Genomic DNA, 17,629 nt, shown 5'->3' on the forward strand with positions numbered 1-17,629 from the left:
ACTATCACGTCTGCCTGGGGGAGAAACCATGACAGCCCATTCCTCTCTGCCACGCCGTGCGGCTGCCGAGCTGATCGGGACCGCCGGCCTGCTCGTGGTCGTGATCGGCTCCGGGCTCAAGGCCGCCGAGCTCAGCCCCGACACCGGTGTCGCCCTCATCGCCAATTCGTTCGTGTCGGCCATCGGCCTCGGGCTGATCATCACCCTCTTCGGGCCGCTGTCCGGCGCCCACCTGAACCCGGTGGTCACCCTCACCTCCTGGTGGGCCCGCAGGACCGGCGGCGAGGGGCATGGCGGCCGCGAGGCGGTCGTCTACGTCGTGGCCCAGACGGCCGGAGCCATCGGCGGCGCGGTTGTCGCGGAGGCCATGTTCGGCCGGACCCCCGGCGCCTTCGCCACCCAGGCGCTCGACGGGGGCCACTTGCTCGTCGGCGAGGTGATCGCCACCGCCGGCCTCGTCCTGGTGATCCAGGGGCTGGGGTGCATCGGGCGCGCCGGTCTCGTCCCGGCGGCGGTGGCCGCGTACATCGCAGCCGCGATCTGGTTCACCTCGTCCGGCTCCTTCGCCAACCCGGCCGGCACGATCGGGCGCAGCTTCAGCGATTCCTTCACCGGCATCTCGCCCGGATCGCTGCCGGGCTTCATCGCCGCCCAGTTCCTCGGCGGGATCCTCGGTCTGGCCCTGGCGGCCTTCCTCTACGGGACCCGGGCGAAGGACGCTGCCGAGATCGAGGACCCCGGGGGCCTCGAGGCCCGCGAGGCCGAGCCGGGGCCGGGCGGGGCAGCCGTGCCGGCCGTGATCCCCGGGGCCGGGCCGGCGGAAGGCGTGGGCCCCGACAGGACCGCGTACCGGACCATCGGCTGAGACGCCGTCTCAGTTGCCCACAGGAAAAGGGGACTTGTCCACAGCCGTTTGGGCGGGTTTTGACGGCAAACGCGTGATCCGCCCTGTGGAACCTGTGGACCGGGTCCGCTCAGCCGCCACGGGTCACCGCGCTGTCGGCCGTCCCAGGACGGGGCATCCCGCTACCGGTCACCCCGGCGCGCCAGATCGTTCATCGTCCGGGCCTGGAGCTCCCGCTCCGTCGCGGCGCGCACGAACTCCGCCACGTGGTCGGCCCCGACCAGCTCCTGCACCGCCCGAACCGTCCCGGCCGGCAACGCCACCGGCGAAGGGCCCGTCGGGTCCGGTCCCCCGGCCGCTCCCAGGTGCCGCTGGAGGTGCCGGGTCGCGAAGAGTCGCATCGCCCGCGCCAGCTCCGCGTCCACGGTCTGCTGGGCCAGCGGCCGCAGCCGCCGCACCATAGCCGCCGCCTCCGCGGCGTCCGCGTCTGTGGGCGGCACCTGCCCGAGGTAACGCGCGAAGACGTGCTCGGTGGTGAACTCCAGGAATCGCGAGGCGATGTGCTCCACCTGCCCGCGCAGTTCCCGCAAGTGGCCGGTGATGGCCGCGAGCGGCACCCCGGCCGCGTACAGTTCGGCCGCCACCGCCAGCTCCTGCGGGGATGGCACCAGGAACTGGTCCGGGCGTCCCGGGATCCGCTCCAGCACACCCAGCTCGCAGGCCTCGCGCACCGCCTCGTCGTCCGGCAGGCCGCCGAACCGTTCGTGCAGCTCGGCACGGCTGATCCGGGCCGCCTCCTCGTCGGTCCACGGCCCGTGCACCTCGGCGACCAGCCCCAGTACTCCGCCCAGCCCGCGCCCTGCGTCCCAGGCCTCCAGCAGTTCCTTGATGGAGGCCAGGGTGTAGCCGCGGTCCAGGAGGTCGGCGATCTGGCGCAACCGCGCCAGGTGTGTGTCCCGGTAGACGTTGGAGCGGCCGCGCCGCTCCGGCTTGGGCAGCAGACCGCGGTCCTGGTACGCGCGGATCGTGCGCACCGTCGCTCCGCTGTGGTGCGCCAGATCCTCGATCCGGTACTCGGCTACCGCCTGATCGGACAATCCCGCTCCCTACGACACGCGGCTCGGCCGGCCGCGCCGGTTGCGGCCCGGACGGCAGATGAAGCCGCAAGGTGCTCGACCGCCCTGCGCAGCGAGCCCTCCTGCGAGGGATGGTACGACCGCCGGAAGTAGCGGGGTATGGCCGTGCCGAGCTCTCTCCACGGCCTACCTCAGTCGGAGGGCACCCGGCGCGGGGCGATCGGATACGGGCCCCCGCTCACAGCCGGGGTTCCAGGCGTGCGATGCGCCGCAGGACGCGCGGCGTGAAGCGGGACATCCACAGGGCCCCCTTGGACTCGGGCGTGACCGGCACCACCGCCTCGTTGCGGACCACGGCGCGCAGGATCGCGTCGGCGACCTTCTCCGGCGGGAAGTTGCGCATGCCGTACAGCCGCGAGGAGCGTTCCTGCCGGCGCTTCTCCTCGGCCTCGTCCACCCCGGCGAAGCGCGAGGTGGCGGTGATGTTGGTGTTGACGATGCCGGGGCAGATCGCGGAGACGCCGATGGACTTCGAGGCGAGCTCCGCGCGCAGGCACTGCGACAGCATCAGCACCGCGGCCTTCGAGGTGCTGTAGGCGGGCAGGGTCCGAGAGGGCAGATAGGCGGCGGCCGAGGCCGTGTTGACGATGTGCCCGCCCTGGCCGCGCTCGGCCATCTGCTTCCCGAAGATCCGGCAGCCGTGGATGACCCCCCACAGATTGACGTCGAGGACCTTCTTCCAGTCCTCGGCGGTGGTGTCGAGGAAGGGTCCGGACAGGCCGATCCCGGCGTTGTTGACCAGGACGTCGACGGTGCCGTACTCGGCCGCGACCTTCACCGCCAGCTTCTCCATCGCCTGCTCGTCGCTGACGTCCACGCACTCGGCCCACGCCTCGGAGGCGCCGACGAGCCGCGCCATGTCGGCCGTGCGCGCCGCGCCCTCCGCGTCCCGGTCCACGGCCACCACCCGTGCTCCCGCCTCGGCGAAGGCGAAGGCGGTGGCCCTGCCGATGCCGCTGGCCGCGCCGGTGACCAGGACCAGTTGACCGCCGAAACGGTCGGCGTACTTGGCCGGGGCCTTCTGCTCGGGTGCCCGCGAGGTGGGCTCCTCCCGGGCCGTGACGAAGTCGGCGATCCAGGAGGCCAGCTGGTCGGGCCGGGTGCGCGGTATCCAGTGCTTGGCGGGCAGGGTCCGCCGCAGCAGGTCCGGAGCCCACCGCTCGAGGCCGTCGTAGAGCCGCTCCGACAGGAACGCGTCCCCGGTCGGAGTGATCAGCTGCACCGGTACATGGGCGTAGGCGTCCGAGCGCGGCCGGCGCAACCTCGGGCGCACGTTGTCGCGGTAGAGCCAGGCGCCGTGCGCCGCGTCCGAGGGCAGCGAGGCCGTCGGGTAGGAGCCGGCCGGTACCTTCTCGACGCGCTGCAGCATCGCGGGCCACCTCTTGCCGAGCGGTCCGCGCCAGGCGAGCTCCGGCAGCACGGGTGTGTGCAGCATGTAGACGTACCAGGACTTGGCGCCCTGCCCGAGGAGCTGCGCCGCCGCACGCGGAGTCGGCCGCGCCATGCGCTTCTTGATCCAGTGCCCGAAGTGGTCCAGGGAAGGCCCCGACATCGAGGTGAAGGACGCGATCCGCCCCTCCGTACGGCCGACCGTCGCGAACTCCCAGCCCTGCACGGAACCCCAGTCGTGGCCGACCAGGTGCACCGGCCGGTCCGGACTGACCGCGTCCGCCACCGCGAGGAAGTCGTCGGTCAGCTTCTCCAGGGTGAAGCCGCCGCGCAGCGGCTGCGGCGCGGTGGAGCGCCCGTGGCCGCGTACGTCGTAGAGCACGACGTGGAAGCGGGTCGCGAGCCGCTCGGCGACCTCTGTCCAGACCTCTTTGCTGTCCGGGTAGCCGTGCACCAGCAGCACGGTCGGGCGGCCCTTCTCGCCCAGCTCGACCACGCACAACTCGATCCCGCCGGTGCGCACCCAGCTCTCCCGCGCACCCTCGAGCCCCGCCGCTCCTGCTCCACCCATGCCGCTCATGCCGCTCATGCTGCCTTCTCCTCCTCGGCCCAGCGCCGCACGTGCGGCAGATCGTCGTCGAGCCAGAACGCGCTCTCCTCGGGATCCCGTGAGTCGGTGACCACGAGGATCTCCTCGAACTTCGCGCCGGTGCCCCGGAAGCCGAGGTGCGGTTCCACCGCCCACAGGCCGGGCTGCGGCGGATGGTCGGAGAAGTGGTAGGGGCTCCACAGCGGGGACCAGCCCTCACGGTGCCCGCGCAGGGCGTCACTGGCCAGCCCCTTGAGGGACTGGGTGCCGAATCCGAACGCGGTCGGCGACCAGCGTCGCTCCTTCACCCGATCGATCTTGTGGGCTATCACGCCGAACGGGTAGGCGCGGTGCCGGTTGGCATACCCCTGCCGGTTCATCAGCCGCTCGACCTCCTCGTAGATCTCGCGCAGGGAGCGGCGCTCGCGCACCTGTTCCAGAATCAGCGACCGGTGCGCCTGCAGATCGGACATGAGCCGGTCCTGCACCGGATTCAGGCCGAGGCTGCCCGAGTAGCCGATGTCCGCCGAGAAGCCCTTGTAGACCGGCGCCATGTCGAGGATGAACGGCATGCCCGGCTCCAGCCGCCGGTTGGTCGGGAAGAACTGCAGGGGAATCCGGAAGTTCGCGAAGGCGGTGCGGTCCCCGAACCAGGCGAACGGCAGGTGGAACCAGTCCCGCACGCCACGGTCGCGCAGCCACTCGCGCTGCATGCGCGCGGCCTCGCGCTCCGTCACTCCGGGCCGCAGCTGGGCAGCGACCGCCTCGGCGCACTCGTACGAGAGGCGCTGCACCTCTCTGAAGCCGCTCAGGTCGGCGGAGAGCCGTCCGGAGTCCCGTGCGGTGCGTTGCCTGGTGTCCCCAGCCATGTCGCCGTCCATCCGTGTAGCCGTACGCGCCCGTAAGTTGACACTGATGAATGTGACAATGAGCGGAGATCACGTCAAGGGCCGTGCACGGACCTGTGGACGAAGTTGTCCGGTCCACATCAGCCTCCAGTACGGGCATGTACGCCTGAAGGCGGAGACGGGATCCAGCTCCAGGTCTGACGCCTCACGAGAGCCGCGCCACTAACGTCGGATCCGTGACTGTCATCGCGACTGAAAGCCTGAGCAAGCGGTACCCCCGAGTGACCGCCCTCGACCGGCTCTCCCTGGACATCGGCCCCGGCGTGACCGGGCTCGTTGGCGCCAACGGAGCCGGCAAGTCCACGCTGATCAAGATTCTGCTGGGACTGTCCCCCGCCACCGAGGGCAGCGCCGCCGTGCTCGGCCTCGACGTCAATACGCATGGCAGCGCCATCCGTGAACGCGTCGGGTACATGCCCGAACACGACTGCCTGCCACCCGACGTCTCGGCCACCGAGTTCGTCGTCCACATGGCACGCATGTCCGGGCTGCCGCCGACCGCGGCCCGCGAGCGCACCGCCGACACCCTGCGCCATGTCGGGCTGTACGAGGAGCGCTACCGGCCCATCGGCGGCTATTCCACCGGCATGAAGCAGCGCGTCAAGCTCGCCCAGGCCCTCGTCCACGACCCCCAGCTGGTCCTCCTCGACGAGCCGACCAACGGCCTGGACCCGGTCGGCCGTGACGAGATGCTCGGTCTGATCCGCCGGGTCTACACCGACTTCGGCATCTCCGTCCTGGTCACATCCCACCTCCTCGGCGAGTTGGAGAGGACCTGCGACCATGTCGTGGTAGTCGACGGCGGCAAGCTGCTGCGCTCCAGTTCCACCAGCGACTTCACCCAGACCACCACGACCCTCGCGGTCGAAGTCACCGACTCCGACGCCCACCCGGACGGCACCACCGCCCTGCGCAAAGCGCTGACCGAGGCGGGCCTCACCCTGCACGCCGGCGCCGAGCAGGGCCTGCCCGGCGCCGGCCACATCCTCCTCGTCGAGGCCACCGGCGAGCACACCTACGACACCATCCGCGACACCGTCGCGGAGCTGGGCATCGGCCTGGTCCGGATGGAACAGCGCCGCCACCACATTGCGGAGGTCTTCCGCGACAACGACCAGCCCGTGTACACCGCTCAGCAGAAGGGAGCCGGTTCCGATGGCGCCTGAGACGTCGACACAGATCCACAACATCGGCTACCGGTCCTACGACGGACCCCGGCTCGGCCGCGCCTACGCCCGCACGTCGCTGTTCTCGCAGTCCCTGCGCGGCGCCTACGGGCTCGGCCGGTCCGCCAAGTCCAAGGTCCTCCCGATGCTGCTCTTCGCGGTGATGTGCGTTCCGGCGCTCATCATCGTCGCAGTGGCCATCGCGGTGCCCGGCTCCACCGACCTGCCGATCAAGTACACGACGTATGCCCTGACCACGCAGGTGGTCATCGGCCTCTACCTCGCCTCCCAGGCGCCGCAGTCCGTCTCGCGAGACCTGCGCTTCAAGACGGTCCCGCTCTACTTCTCGCGGCCCATCGAGCGCGTCGACTACGTCGTGGCCAAGTACGCGGCCATGGCCTCGGCCATGTTCATCCTCACCGCGACCCCGCTGCTGATCATGTGGATCGGCGCGCTCCTGGCGAAGTTCGACTTCGCCGACCAGACCAAGGGATTCGGGCAAGGACTCGTGTCGGTTCTGCTGCTGTCGCTGCTCTTCTCGGGGATCGGCCTGGTGATGGCCGCGCTCACGCCACGCCGCGGGTTCGGCGTCGCCGCGATCATCGCAGTGCTCCTGATCCCCTACGGGGCGGTCACCGCGGTGCAGGGCATCGCCTACAGCACCGGGAACGCCGGAGCCATCGACTGGATGGGCCTCTTCTCCCCGATCACTCTGATCGACGGCGTGCAGACCGCGTTCCTCGGCGCCACCTCCGCCTTCCCCGGTGGTGAGGGCCCCTCGGCCGGTATCGGCTTCGTCTACCTGCTCGTCGCCCTCGGCCTGATCGCCGGCTCCTACGCCGCCCTGATGGCCCGCTACCGGAAGGCCGGGCTGTGACCACCATCGATATCGACCACACCTCCCGCTGGTTCGGGAACGTCGTCGCCGTCAACGACGTGACCATGCACATCGGCCCCGGCGTCACGGGACTGCTGGGCCCCAACGGCGCCGGCAAGTCCACCCTCATCAACATGATGGGCGGCTTCCTCGCCCCCTCCACGGGCACCGTCACCCTCGACGGCGCCCCGATCTGGCGCAACGAGCAGATCTACAAGCACGTGGGCGTCGTGCCCGAGCGCGAGGCGATGTACGACTTCCTCACCGGCCGTGAGTTCGTCGTCGCCAACGCCGAGCTCCACGGCCTCGACGACGCGGCCGCGCAGCGAGCTCTCGCCACCGTCGAGATGGAGTACGCGCAGGACCGCAAGATCTCCACCTACTCCAAGGGCATGCGCCAGCGCGTGAAGATGGCGTCCGCCCTCGTCCACGACCCGTCCGTCCTGCTCTTGGACGAGCCGTTCAACGGCATGGACCCCCGCCAGCGCATGCAGCTGATGGACCTGCTGCGACGCATGGGCGCCGAAGGACGCACCGTTCTGTTTTCCTCCCACATCCTGGAGGAGGTCGAACAGCTCGCCTCGCACATCGAGGTGGTCGTGGCCGGCCGGCACGCCGCCTCCGGTGACTTCCGCAAGATCCGTCGCCTGATGACGGACCGACCGCACCGCTACCTGGTCCGCTCCTCCGACGACCGGTCGCTCGCCGCAGCCCTGATCGCCGACCCTTCCACGGCCGGCATCGAGGTCGACCTGAAGGAGGGTGCACTGCGCATCCAGGCCGTCGACTTCGGCCGCTTCACCGAGCTGCTGCCCCTGGTGGCCCGGCAGCACGGCATCCGACTGCTGACGGTCTCGCCCTCCGACGAGTCCCTCGAGTCCGTGTTCTCCTACCTCGTCACGGCCTGAAAGGAGCTGGCACCCATGTACGTGTACGACCCCACCGTTGCCCGGCTCACCTACCGGGCCCTGCTCGGTCGGCGCCGCGCGCTCATCCTCTTCGCACTTCCCGCCCTGCTGATCGTCATCGCCTTCGTCGTCCGTGCCTTCGTCGGTGTGGACGACAAGGTCGCTGCCGACCTCCTCGGGGGCTTCGCCCTCGCCACCATGGTCCCGCTGATCGGTGTCATCGCCGGTACCGGCGCCATCGGACCCGAGATCGACGACGGCTCCATCGTCTACCTGCTGGCCAAGCCGGTGAAGCGCCCGAAGATCATCATGACCAAGCTGATCGTGGCGATCGCCGTCACCATGGCATTCTCCGCGATCCCCACCCTGATCGCCGGATTCATCCTCAACGGCAACGGCCAGCAGATCGCCGTCGCCTACACGATCGCCGCGCTCGTGGCCTCGATCGCCTACAGCGCCCTCTTCCTGCTGCTCGGCACGGTCAGCCGGCACGCAGTCGTCTTCGGCCTGGTCTACGCCCTGATCTGGGAGTCACTCTTCGGCAGCCTGGTCTCGGGAGCCAAGACACTCAGCGTCCAGCAGTGGGCCCTGGCCCTGGCCGAGAAGGTCGCCGGGGAGGGGTACGTCGACGCCACGGTGGCCCTGCCGACGGCGTCGGTCCTGCTCGTCGCGGTCACTGTCGGAGCCACCGTCTACGCAGGCCAGAAGCTGCGCCGCCTCACGCTGGCAGGCGAGGAGTAGGACTGGCCGCAGCGCTCGCGCACCTGTGCCCCGCCCGGCCCACCGGCCGGGCGGGGCACAGTTTTGCGGGTCATCATCGGTGCATGATCGAGCGCACCGACCCGGAGCCGTCCAGGCCCCTGCGGTCCTGGATACGTTCCTCGCCCGGAACGCACATCTGGCTGCTGATCATCGCTGTGACCAGCATCATCGTCGCGATAGCACCGGACCAGCTGGACCGTGTACTGCTCCAACGCAACAGCAGCAACATCCATCAGCTGGTCCAGCGCCCGGTGCGCGCCCTCATCAGCAGTGCATTCTGGATCGAGAACCCGGCCTCTCTCGCCCTCTACGCCGTGCTGTTCGAGATGTTCCACGCACCCGTCGAACGCTGGCTCGGAACCCTTCGCTGGCTCGTGATCGTGGCCACCGCCCACGTCGTCGCCACCCTGATCAGCCAGAAGGTGCTCCTGACGGCCATCCAGGACAACCGGGCCCCGCGCAGCATGACCCACGTCGTCGACATAGGAGTCAGCTACGGGCTCGCGGCCTCCATCGGGGTCCTCAGCTACCGGCTCCCCACACCCTGGAGATGGTTCTACCTGGCCGGAGTGATCGCCTTCTTCGGGATCCCCTTCGCCACCGGCGGCACTTTCACCGCCCTCGGCCACGCCATTGCGCTCGCCGTCGGACTGCTGTGCTGGCCGCTCACGCGCCACGTTGTTTCACGTGAAACAACGACGCGTTTCACGTGAAACGTGACTGCTCGGCCTCCGCTTTCGCGACGCCGCGCTCCGCGGGCCGGGCGAGCACAGTCGCCTGCGCCGGCCGGCTTTGCTCGCCGTCGCCTACGGCGCAGCGCCGTCCAACCCGCGGCTGAGGCGCGGAAAATCGCTGGTACGGGGCTTCGGGGCGGGGCAGAGTGAGCCGTGCGGGGAGCAACAAAAGGTCCGGGGCAGCCACTTCGAGCGCGCCTTCTGGCGCGGGCTACCCCGGACCTCCCGTACGTGCGGCGCTAAGCGGCGCCCAGCAGACGCTCCAGCACCACCGCGATCCCGTCCTCCTCGTTGGAAGCCGTCACCTCGTCGGCCACCGCCCTGAGTTCGGCATGGGCGTTGGCCATGGCCACCCCCCGAGCGGCCCAGCCGAACATCGGGATGTCGTTCGGCATGTCGCCGAAGGCGATCGTCTCCGCCGCCTTGACTCCGAGCCGACGCGCTGCCAGGGACAGGCCGGTGGCCTTCGTCAGGCCCAGCGGCAGGATCTCGACTATCCCCGGCCCCGCCATGACGACGTCGACCAGGTTGCCCACGGTCTCCCGGGCCACCTTGACGAGCTGGTCGTCATCGAGCTCCGGGTGCTGGATGTAGAGCTTGTTGAGCGGAGCCGTCCACACCGCGGCGGTGTCCTCCAGGTAGACGGCCGGGAGGCCTTCCTGCACCTGGTAGCCGGGCCCGAACAGGACTTCGCCGTCCACCCCGTCCCGGCTTGCGGCCAGGGCCAGCGGCCCGACCTCGGCCTCCAGCTTCGACAGCGCCAGCCCGGCGAGCTGCCGGTCCAGCGTCACGGAGGTCAGCAGGCGGTGCGAGCCCGCATCGTAGACCTGGGCGCCCTGTCCGCAGACGGCGATCCCCTTGTAGCCGAGATCGTCCAGTACGTGCCGGGTCCAGGGCACGGCGCGGCCGGTGACGATGATGTGGGCCGCGCCCGCCGCGGTGGCCGCGACGAGCGCTTCACGGGTGCGTTCCGAGACGGTGTCGTCGCCACGCAGCAGCGTGCCGTCGAGGTCGGTCGCGACGAGCTTGTACGGGAACGTGGCCGAACTCACTTGGTGATCGGCTCCAGGACCTCGCGGCCGCCGAGGTACGGACGGAGCACCTCGGGCACCCGCACGGAACCATCGGCCAGCTGGTGGTTCTCGAGGATCGCCACGATCGTGCGCGGAACCGCGCACAGGGTGCCGTTCAGCGTGGACAGCGGCTGGGTCTTCTTGCCGTCGCGGTAGCGGATCGACAGGCGGCGGGCCTGGAAGCTGTCGCAGTTCGAGGCGGAGGTCAGCTCGCGGTACTTGCCCTGGGTCGGGATCCACGCCTCGCAGTCGAACTTGCGCGAGGCAGAGGCCCCCAGGTCACCGGTGGCGACGTCGATCACCTGGAACGGCAGTTCCAGGCTCGTCAGCCACTGCTTCTCCCACTCCAGGAGCCGCTGGTGCTCGGCTTCGGCGTCCTCCGGTGCGACGTACGAGAACATCTCGACCTTGTCGAACTGGTGGACTCGGAAGATGCCGCGGGTGTCCTTGCCGTACGTACCGGCCTCACGGCGGAAGCAAGGGGAGAAGCCGGCGTATCGGAGCGGCAGCTTGTCGCCCTCGATGATCTCGTCCATGTGGTACGCGGCGAGGGGGACCTCGGAGGTGCCGACCAGGTAGTAGTCGTCCTTCTCCAGGTGGTAGACGTTCTCCGCGGCCTGGCCGAGGAAGCCGGTGCCCTCCATGGCACGCGGGCGGACCAGCGCCGGGGTCAGCATCGGGATGAAGCCGGCCTCGGTGGCCTGCGCGATCGCGGCGTTGACCAGCGCCAGCTCCAGTAGGGCGCCCACACCGGTCAGGTAGTAGAAGCGCGAGCCGGAGACCTTGGCACCGCGCTCGACGTCGATGGCACCCAGCAGTTCGCCGAGCTCCAGGTGGTCCTTGGGCTCGAAGCCCTCGGCGGCGAAGTCGCGGATGGTGCCGTGCGTCTCCAGGACGGTGAAGTCTTCTTCTCCGCCTACGGGTACGTCCTCGTGGACGATGTTGCCGAGCTGGAGGAGCAGACGCTTGGCGGCTTCGTCGGCCTCGTTCTGCTCGGCCTCGGCGGCCTTGACGTCCTGCTTGAGCTGTTCGGCCTTCTTCAGCAGCTCCGTCCGCTCCTCCGGGGAGGCCTTCGGGATGAGCTTGCCGAGCGACTTCTGCTCATTGCGCAGTTCGTCGAAGCGCATGCCAGAGGACCTGCGGCGCTCGTCCGCGGAGAGCAGGGCGTCGACGAGTTCGACGTCCTCTCCACGAGCGCGCTGCGAGGCGCGGACACGGTCAGGGTCTTCACGGAGCAGCCGGAGGTCAATCACCCCTCCAGGCTACCGGCCTGGGCTTCCTGGGATCACACCGATATCACGCTGCGTGGCACTATGTCCCAATTGCAACGAATGGACAAGTCTTGATCGTTGACCGGAAGTGACCCTTCTCGGGCTGTCGATAAAAGAGGGCCCATTCCCCGAAAAGGGGCACAATGTCAGCTCCCGCGCCGCCCCTGAGCAGCGCCGGAGATGCTTCTTGTCCACAGGAATTGCGGTCGCCCGCAGCTTATCCACAGGCTGTGTGCTACATCTGTGGACACAGGAATAGATCATTCCTGATCGATGGATGGTCGAGGTGAATCAGGGTTCAAACCGCCCTCACACACTCATTCGGGTGGGAAAGACTCGCTCCAAAGAGTTGATCGGCGATGTACAGGTGACACCGTTCACCTTCTGCTTCCCGGTGCGAAACCCGGACCGCCCGACCGATATGTCGACCTTGCCATGCCGACCTGTCGACTTGTCCCCAGGTTCCCGTCTGGGCCTGTGGATAACTCTGTGGACAGTGGACGGCGCTACGCCCGGCCGTCGAGACAGCGCGCCAGCCAGTCGGAGGCAGCCGTGAAGTCGCCATCGGAGGTTCCGTGCCGCGGGGAACGGACGTCACTCTGCGCAACGCCGGCACGGGGGTAGGAGCCGAGGAAGCGGACCTGGGGGCAGGTCCGCTTGAGGCCCATGAGCGCCTCGCTGACCCGCCGGTCCGAGATGTGGCCCTCTGCGTCGACGGCGAAGCAGTAGTTGCCGATGCCCTGTCCGGTCGGACGGGACTGGATCAGCATCAGGTTCACCCCGCGGACGGCGAACTCCTGGAGGAGTTCCAGCAGTGCACCGGGGTGGTCGTCGCCGAGCCACAGCACGACGGAGGTCTTGTCGGCGCCCGTCGGTGCGGCCGGCCGTGCGGGGCGTCCCACCAGCACGAACCGGGTCTCGGCGTTCTCCGCGTCGTGGATCTCGGTGACCAGCGGCACGAGGCCGTAGGTCGCGGCGGCGAACTCGCCCGCGAAGGCGGCGTCGAAGCGCCCCTCCTGGACCAGCCGGGCGCCGTCGGCGTTCGAGGCAGCCGACTCCCACACCGCGTCGGGCAGGTTCGCCCGCAGCCAGTTGCGTACCTGGGGCTGGGCGACCGGGTGCCCGGTGACGGTCTTCACGTCCGACAGGGCGGTCCCCGGGCGTACGAGCAGGGCGAACGCGATGGGCAGCAGGACCTCGCGGTAGATCATCAGCGGTTCGCCCGAGGCCAGCTCGTCGAGGGTGGCCGTGACCCCGCCCTCCACCGAGTTCTCGATCGGCACGAGGGCAGCGGCCGCCTCGCCGTTGCGCACGGCGTCCAGGGCGGCCGGGACCGACACCATGGGGACGAGCTCCCGGGTCGCGGCTTCCGGCAGGGTGCGCAGGGCTGCCTCGGTAAAGGTGCCCTCGGGACCGAGATACGTGAAGCGGGTGGCTGACATGCGATCAGCCTAATGCCGGGGTGCCGGCCACCGCGGTGCTGTTCACCCTTCGAGTAGCCGCTGACCCACGTACTCGCCGCTGCGCGGGCCGGGCGGAACCGCGTACAGGCCGCTGGACTCGTGCCGGATGAACGCCGACAGCGCGTCCCCGCGGTCGAGCTTGCGCTGTACGGGTACGAACCCGCGCAACGGGTCGGCCTGCCAGCAGATGAACAGGAGCCCGGCGTCGGGAGCGCCGTCGGAGCCGATCCCGTCGTGGAAGGAGAAGGGACGCCGCAGCATGGCGGCCCCGCCGTTCTGCTCGGGGGCCGAGATCCGGGCGTGGGCGTTGGACGGGATGACGGGCTTGCCGTCGGGGCCGATCTTGTCGAGCTCCATCTCGGAGGTCTCGCCGCCGCCCGTCAATGGCGCCCCGGTGGCCTTGGTCCGGCCGATGACCTGCTCCTGCTGTGTGAGGGACTGCTTGTCCCAGTCGTCGAGGAGCATGCGAATGCGCCGCACGACGGCGTACGAGCCCCCGCCCATCCAGGCGTGCTCCGCGGGCCCGGGGCCCGCGGCGGGAACGAAGATCCGTTTGTCGAAGTCGGGCTCGGAGGGCTTCGGGTTGCCGGTGCCGTCGACCTGCCCCATGAGGTTGCGGGCGGTCATCGGGGTCCCGGTCGCGCCGGGGGACCGATTGAAGCCGTTCATCTGCCAGCGGATGCGCGCGGCCTCACCGGCGTCCTTCTGGAGGGCGCGCAGGGCGTGGAAGGCGACCAGTCCGTCGTTCGCGCCGATCTGGACCCACAGGTCGCCGTTGCTGCGCTGGGCGTCGAGCCGGTCGGAGGAGAAGTCTGGCAGCGGGTCGAGGGCTGTGGGGCGGCGGGCCCCGAGGCCCGTGCGCTCGAAGAAGGAGTGTCCGAAGCCGAAGGTGACCGTGAGAGAGGACGGCCCGGCGTCGAGGGCGATACCGCTGTCGGCGGTCGGTGCGGTCTGACCTGCCATGAGCCGTCGTGCCGTGTCGGACCAGCGGCGCAGCAGCGCCGCGGCCTCGGTGCGGCCTGCTCGGGGGGCCAGATCGAAGGCGACGAGGTGGCCCTTCGCCTGCAGGGGTGTGGTGATGCCGGCCTGGTGGTCCCCGTGGAACGCCACCTGGGTTGCTCCGAGGGAGGAAAGGCTCCCGGCCGCTCCGGTGGCGGAGCCACTGACGGAGTCGGCGAGCGCGGAGTGCGCGAGGGCGCCGCTCGCGCCGCCGAGGGCCAGTCCGGCGGCGCCGACGGCGCCGACGGTGCCCAGCAGCCGTCGCCGGGAGATCTCGATGTCGGGGTTGCTCTCGGTCACGCTGGCCAGCCGATCTTCACGGTCTTCTGGACGGTGGTCTGGTCGATGTCGGACGTACGGACGGTCACGTCGATGCGCCATTCGCCGGCGAGCGGCAGTTGGACGCCGGATGCGGTCCAGTGCCCGGGGGAGGCCTGGTCGGGGACGACCGGCAGGGGGCCGATGTCCTTGGCCGGGAGGGTGAAGGCGACCTTGATCTCGGGGAGGCCGAAGGGCTGCCCGTCGCCGGTGTCCGCCCAGAGGTGCAGGGTGTTGGCGCCGACCCTGCCCGGGTCGAGCTCGAGCCGGACGGATCCCTTGCCGTTCGGGCCGCCGGTGTCGAACGGCAAGGTGATCTTCACGGCGCGGTCGGGGACCGCGGGGGCGGTGGATCCGCGGGCCGCCTCCTGCTCGACGGTGCGCCCGGGCTCGGTGCTCGTGAGGACCGTCGTGACGGCGAGCAGGACCACGGCGACCGCCGCCTCGGCCAGGACGGAGCGGCGCAGGCCCGCACGGTCCGGGTCCGCGTCCCGCACCCGCTTCTCGCGGGCACTGGCCAGAGCGGCCCGCTGGCGGGCGAGCTGGGCGGCACGCTCCGGGTCCCCGGGTACGGCCGCGGACTCTGTTTCACGTGAAACATCGTCGACTGTGGCAGCAACCTGCGCGCCCACCTTCGTATCGGCCTCCTCGAGCGCCGCAGGGGCCTCGGCGAGCCGGGCGGTCCACTTCCGCGACGTGGAGGCGGCGGCGAGCAGGACCGCCACCAGGGCGACCTTGAGGAGCAGCAGCCGCCCGTACTCGGTGCCGGTGAGCGCGGACCAGGTGCCGGTCTGTCGCCAGGCCTGGTAGACCCCGGTGACGGCCAGGACCGCCACGCTGACGAAGGCGACTCGGGAGAACCGCCGGACCGCCGAGCGCTCGATCCCCGGCACCTTGTGCAGAGCGACGAGCAGCGCGGAGAGACCGCCGAGCCAGGTGGCCACGGCCATCATGTGCAGGATGTCGGCGGGCATCGCGAGGCCGGGCTGGATACCGGTGGAAGCGTGCTCTGACAGGGCCCAGGTGGCCGCGATGCCGCCTGAGACCACGGCGCCGCCGATGGCGAGGCCGAAGGTGAGGTCGCGGGTGTCCCTGGCCTTCTCCTCCCCTGCCCCGGCGTCCTCCGGGCGGCGCGCGTACACACCGAAGAGGACGGCGACGAAGAGGGCGGCCGCGCCCAGCAGGAGCAGTCGGGAGACCAGCGACGCGCCCGTCTTCGTCTCCAGGACCGCCCGGAGGCTGGCCAGGTCGAAGGCGTCGGCGAACCGGCCGGACCCCGTGTAGGGACTTCGCAGCACCAGCATCGCCAGGGTGGCGGCGGTCAGGGTGACCCAGGCACGCACGACGAGCTTCTGGAGCGGCCGCTCGGCGGCACCCCGGCGCCAGCACAGCAGGATGAACGCCGCGCCGCCCACCAGGACGGTGAAGCCGGCGTAGGCGGCATAGCGGGCGATGCCGTAGGCGATACCGACGGGCCCGCCGCCCGCCGTCGTAGTGGGGAGGGAGACCTCGGTGACCGAGGGTGCGCCGATGGAGAAGGTGAACGCACCGGAGATGGGGTGGCTGTCCGCCGAGACGGCCTGCCAGGCGACGGTGTAGGTGCCGTTGGGCAGGCCGGAGTGGAGGGCGGTGCCGTAGCGGATGGTGTGCCCGCTGCACATGTCGCGCAGTTCACCGGTGTCCACCCGCCGGCCCTGGGGGTCGAGGACGCGGATCGAATCGTCGCCCATGGCGACCTGCTCCGAGAAGGAGAGCGTCACCTGGGCGGGTGCCGTGGCGACCACCGCCCCGTCCGTGGGGTCGCTCGCGGTGAGTGCGGCGTGCGCCGTGGCCGGTGCGGCCGCGGTGAACAGGGTCGCCAGCAGAGCTGCGAGGACCAGCGCGAGCCGTGGCAGGGAGGCCGTGGCACGGGCGCGGGCCGTGGAGGGGGCGGGGGCGGTGGCCGTCATGACGTGTCAGTCCTCGGTCCGTCAGTGGCCGTGGCCGGCCGTGGATGTCGGAGCCTGCGCGTTGTACGTGCGTTCCTTCACGTCCAGCTCGACCTTGACGGAGCCGGCCTTCTCGAAGCGGAGCTCGACGGTGACCTTGTCGCCGACCTTGGGAGTGCTCTTGAGCCCCATGAACATGATGTGGTTGCCGCCGCGCTCCAGCCGGAGTTCGCCGTCCGCCGGCACGTCCATCGACTGGACCTGCTGCATCTTCTGGTCCTTGGTCTCGTGGATCTGCAGATCGTCGGAGAGCGGGGAGGTGGCGCCGATGAGCTTGTCGGGCTCTTCGGTGGGGTTGCCGATGACCATGAAAGCCCCGGCCATTTTGTCGTTCACGGGCTGGGGCATGAAGGCGCCCTTGACGACCAGCTGCGGTTCGGCTTCGCCGGAGCATCCGGATATGGCGAGCGCTGCCGTCAGGGAGAAGGCGGCGGCGAGGGTACGGATGGTGCGGGCGTTCACGGGTTCTCCCCCTTGGCGAGCTTCGGCAGATCCTTGGCGTAGTCGTCGACGGTCGTGCCCTCGCCGTAGAGGACGTAGCCCTCGTCGGTCTTGGGCGAGAACGCGATGACCTGCGCGCCGTGCATGGAGACGACGTTTCCGTCGGCCCCCTTCTTGGCGGGATCGATACCGATGCCGAGGGTCCGTGCGGCGGCCTGGATGGCCGCGAAGTCCCCGGTGAGTCCGATGAAGGACGGGTCCTGCGCCTTGAGCCACGCACCGAGCGATTCGGGTGTGTCCCGTTCGGGGTCGGTGGTGACGAAGACGACCCGGAGGTTGTCCTGGTCTTCCTTCGGCAGGCTCTTCTTGGCGACGGCGACGTTGCTCATCGTCAGCGGGCACACGTCGGGGCAGCTGGTGTAACCGAAGTAGATGAGCGTCGGCTTGCCCTTGGTCTGCTCGCGGAGGTTCCACGGCTTGCCGGTGGTGTCCGTGAGGACGAGCTCCGGCTTGTTGAAGGGGCGGTCCAGGACGGTGGCCGCCTTCTTGGCGTCCTGGCCGCCGGAGATCTGGGTGACTCCGCTGTTGCTCTTGGCGGGTTCACCGCCGCAGGCGGTGAGGGTGAGTACGGCCGCGGCGAGGAGCGCGGCGACCGTCACACGTGTGGTGCGCATGGAGAGATGTCCCTGGGATCGGGGATGTGGTGATGGGGATGCCGGGCGCGACCGTGTCGGGGTGCGGCCGGTCGGATGGACCGGCCCGC

At 70.0% G+C, this 17,629-nt stretch carries 16 protein-coding genes and 1 pseudogene; 6 read left to right on the forward strand and 11 right to left on the reverse strand.

Translation table 11 applies throughout. The features are described 5' to 3' along the window. Nucleotides 1-28: 28 nt before the first annotated feature. On the forward strand, nt 29-865 hold the full coding sequence (locus tag ACZ6JS_RS12300; protein ID WP_469297554.1) for an aquaporin: 837 nt from the start codon (nt 29-31) through the stop codon (nt 863-865). 161 nt (nt 866-1,026) lie between these two features. Here ACZ6JS_RS12300 and ACZ6JS_RS12305 read toward each other — a convergent pair whose 3' ends face one another. From ACZ6JS_RS12305 to ACZ6JS_RS12320, 4 genes and pseudogenes are all read right to left on the reverse strand, one after another. Continuing rightward, a complete protein-coding gene (locus ACZ6JS_RS12305) occupies nt 1,027-1,941 on the reverse strand; it encodes a MerR family transcriptional regulator (RefSeq protein WP_469297555.1) in 915 nt (304 codons plus the stop codon). Next, a pseudogene (locus tag ACZ6JS_RS12310) lies at nt 1,923-2,102 on the reverse strand (hypothetical protein); the annotation flags it as partial. The gene ACZ6JS_RS12305 and the pseudogene ACZ6JS_RS12310, both read right to left, overlap by 19 nt. Nucleotides 2,103-2,158: 56 nt before the next feature. After that, complete coding sequence (locus tag ACZ6JS_RS12315) at nt 2,159-3,958, reverse strand: SDR family oxidoreductase (protein WP_469297556.1); 1,800 nt, start codon at nt 3,956-3,958, stop codon at nt 2,159-2,161. After that, entirely contained in the window at nt 3,955-4,827 is an 873-nt protein-coding gene (locus tag ACZ6JS_RS12320; protein WP_469297557.1) for a M24 family metallopeptidase, read from the reverse strand. Before ACZ6JS_RS12320 ends, ACZ6JS_RS12315 begins: the two co-directional genes overlap by 4 nt. 215 nt (nt 4,828-5,042) lie before the next feature. On the opposite strand from ACZ6JS_RS12320, the gene ACZ6JS_RS12325 reads away from it, so the two are divergent. The 5 genes from ACZ6JS_RS12325 to ACZ6JS_RS12345 all read left to right on the forward strand — a co-directional run bounded on the left by ACZ6JS_RS12325 (nt 5,043) and on the right by ACZ6JS_RS12345 (nt 9,292). Further along, entirely contained in the window at nt 5,043-6,032 is a 990-nt protein-coding gene (locus tag ACZ6JS_RS12325) for an ABC transporter ATP-binding protein (RefSeq protein ID WP_469297558.1), read from the forward strand. After that, nucleotides 6,022-6,909, forward strand: coding sequence for an ABC transporter permease subunit (locus ACZ6JS_RS12330; protein ID WP_030839467.1), 888 nt, complete (start codon nt 6,022-6,024; stop codon nt 6,907-6,909). Before ACZ6JS_RS12325 ends, ACZ6JS_RS12330 begins: the two co-directional genes overlap by 11 nt. Further along, nucleotides 6,906-7,817, forward strand: a complete 912-nt coding sequence (locus ACZ6JS_RS12335; RefSeq protein WP_469297559.1) for an ABC transporter ATP-binding protein — start codon at nt 6,906-6,908, stop codon at nt 7,815-7,817. The genes ACZ6JS_RS12330 and ACZ6JS_RS12335 overlap by 4 nt, the downstream gene beginning before the upstream one ends. Nucleotides 7,818-7,838: 21 nt before the next feature. Continuing rightward, nucleotides 7,839-8,558, forward strand: coding sequence for an ABC transporter permease (locus ACZ6JS_RS12340; RefSeq protein WP_469297668.1), 720 nt, complete (start codon nt 7,839-7,841; stop codon nt 8,556-8,558). An 83-nt stretch (nt 8,559-8,641) separates the two neighbouring features. After that, on the forward strand, nt 8,642-9,292 hold the full coding sequence (locus tag ACZ6JS_RS12345) for a rhomboid-like protein (RefSeq protein ID WP_469297560.1): 651 nt from the start codon (nt 8,642-8,644) through the stop codon (nt 9,290-9,292). Between the two features lie 260 nt (nt 9,293-9,552). Here ACZ6JS_RS12345 and ACZ6JS_RS12350 read toward each other — a convergent pair whose 3' ends face one another. The 7 genes from ACZ6JS_RS12350 to ACZ6JS_RS12380 form a co-directional block, all read right to left on the reverse strand. Further along, complete coding sequence (locus tag ACZ6JS_RS12350) at nt 9,553-10,365, reverse strand: HAD family hydrolase (RefSeq protein ID WP_469297561.1); 813 nt, start codon at nt 10,363-10,365, stop codon at nt 9,553-9,555. Further along, entirely contained in the window at nt 10,362-11,639 is a 1,278-nt protein-coding gene (gene serS, locus ACZ6JS_RS12355; protein ID WP_469297562.1) for a serine--tRNA ligase, read from the reverse strand. Before serS ends, ACZ6JS_RS12350 begins: the two co-directional genes overlap by 4 nt. A 524-nt stretch (nt 11,640-12,163) precedes the next feature. Beyond that, complete coding sequence (pheA, locus tag ACZ6JS_RS12360) at nt 12,164-13,099, reverse strand: prephenate dehydratase (RefSeq protein ID WP_319819106.1); 936 nt, start codon at nt 13,097-13,099, stop codon at nt 12,164-12,166. A gap of 42 nt (nt 13,100-13,141) precedes the next feature. Continuing rightward, nucleotides 13,142-14,500, reverse strand: coding sequence for an iron uptake transporter deferrochelatase/peroxidase subunit (efeB, locus tag ACZ6JS_RS12365; RefSeq protein WP_469297563.1), 1,359 nt, complete (start codon nt 14,498-14,500; stop codon nt 13,142-13,144). Next, nucleotides 14,416-16,386 (reverse strand): copper resistance CopC/CopD family protein, encoded by a 1,971-nt coding sequence (locus tag ACZ6JS_RS12370; RefSeq protein WP_469297564.1) that lies wholly within the window; start codon nt 16,384-16,386, stop codon nt 14,416-14,418. The genes efeB and ACZ6JS_RS12370 overlap by 85 nt, the downstream gene beginning before the upstream one ends. A 21-nt stretch (nt 16,387-16,407) precedes the next feature. After that, nucleotides 16,408-16,887, reverse strand: coding sequence for a copper chaperone PCu(A)C (locus ACZ6JS_RS12375; protein ID WP_469297565.1), 480 nt, complete (start codon nt 16,885-16,887; stop codon nt 16,408-16,410). Then, nucleotides 16,884-17,540 carry an SCO family protein gene (locus ACZ6JS_RS12380; RefSeq protein WP_469297566.1) on the reverse strand — a complete coding sequence of 219 codons (657 nt, stop codon included), beginning with the start codon at nt 17,538-17,540 and terminating at the stop codon, nt 16,884-16,886. The genes ACZ6JS_RS12375 and ACZ6JS_RS12380 overlap by 4 nt, the downstream gene beginning before the upstream one ends. Nucleotides 17,541-17,629 lie beyond the last annotated feature (89 nt).

It is taken from the genome of Streptomyces sp. NPDC046349, assembly GCF_055587885.1.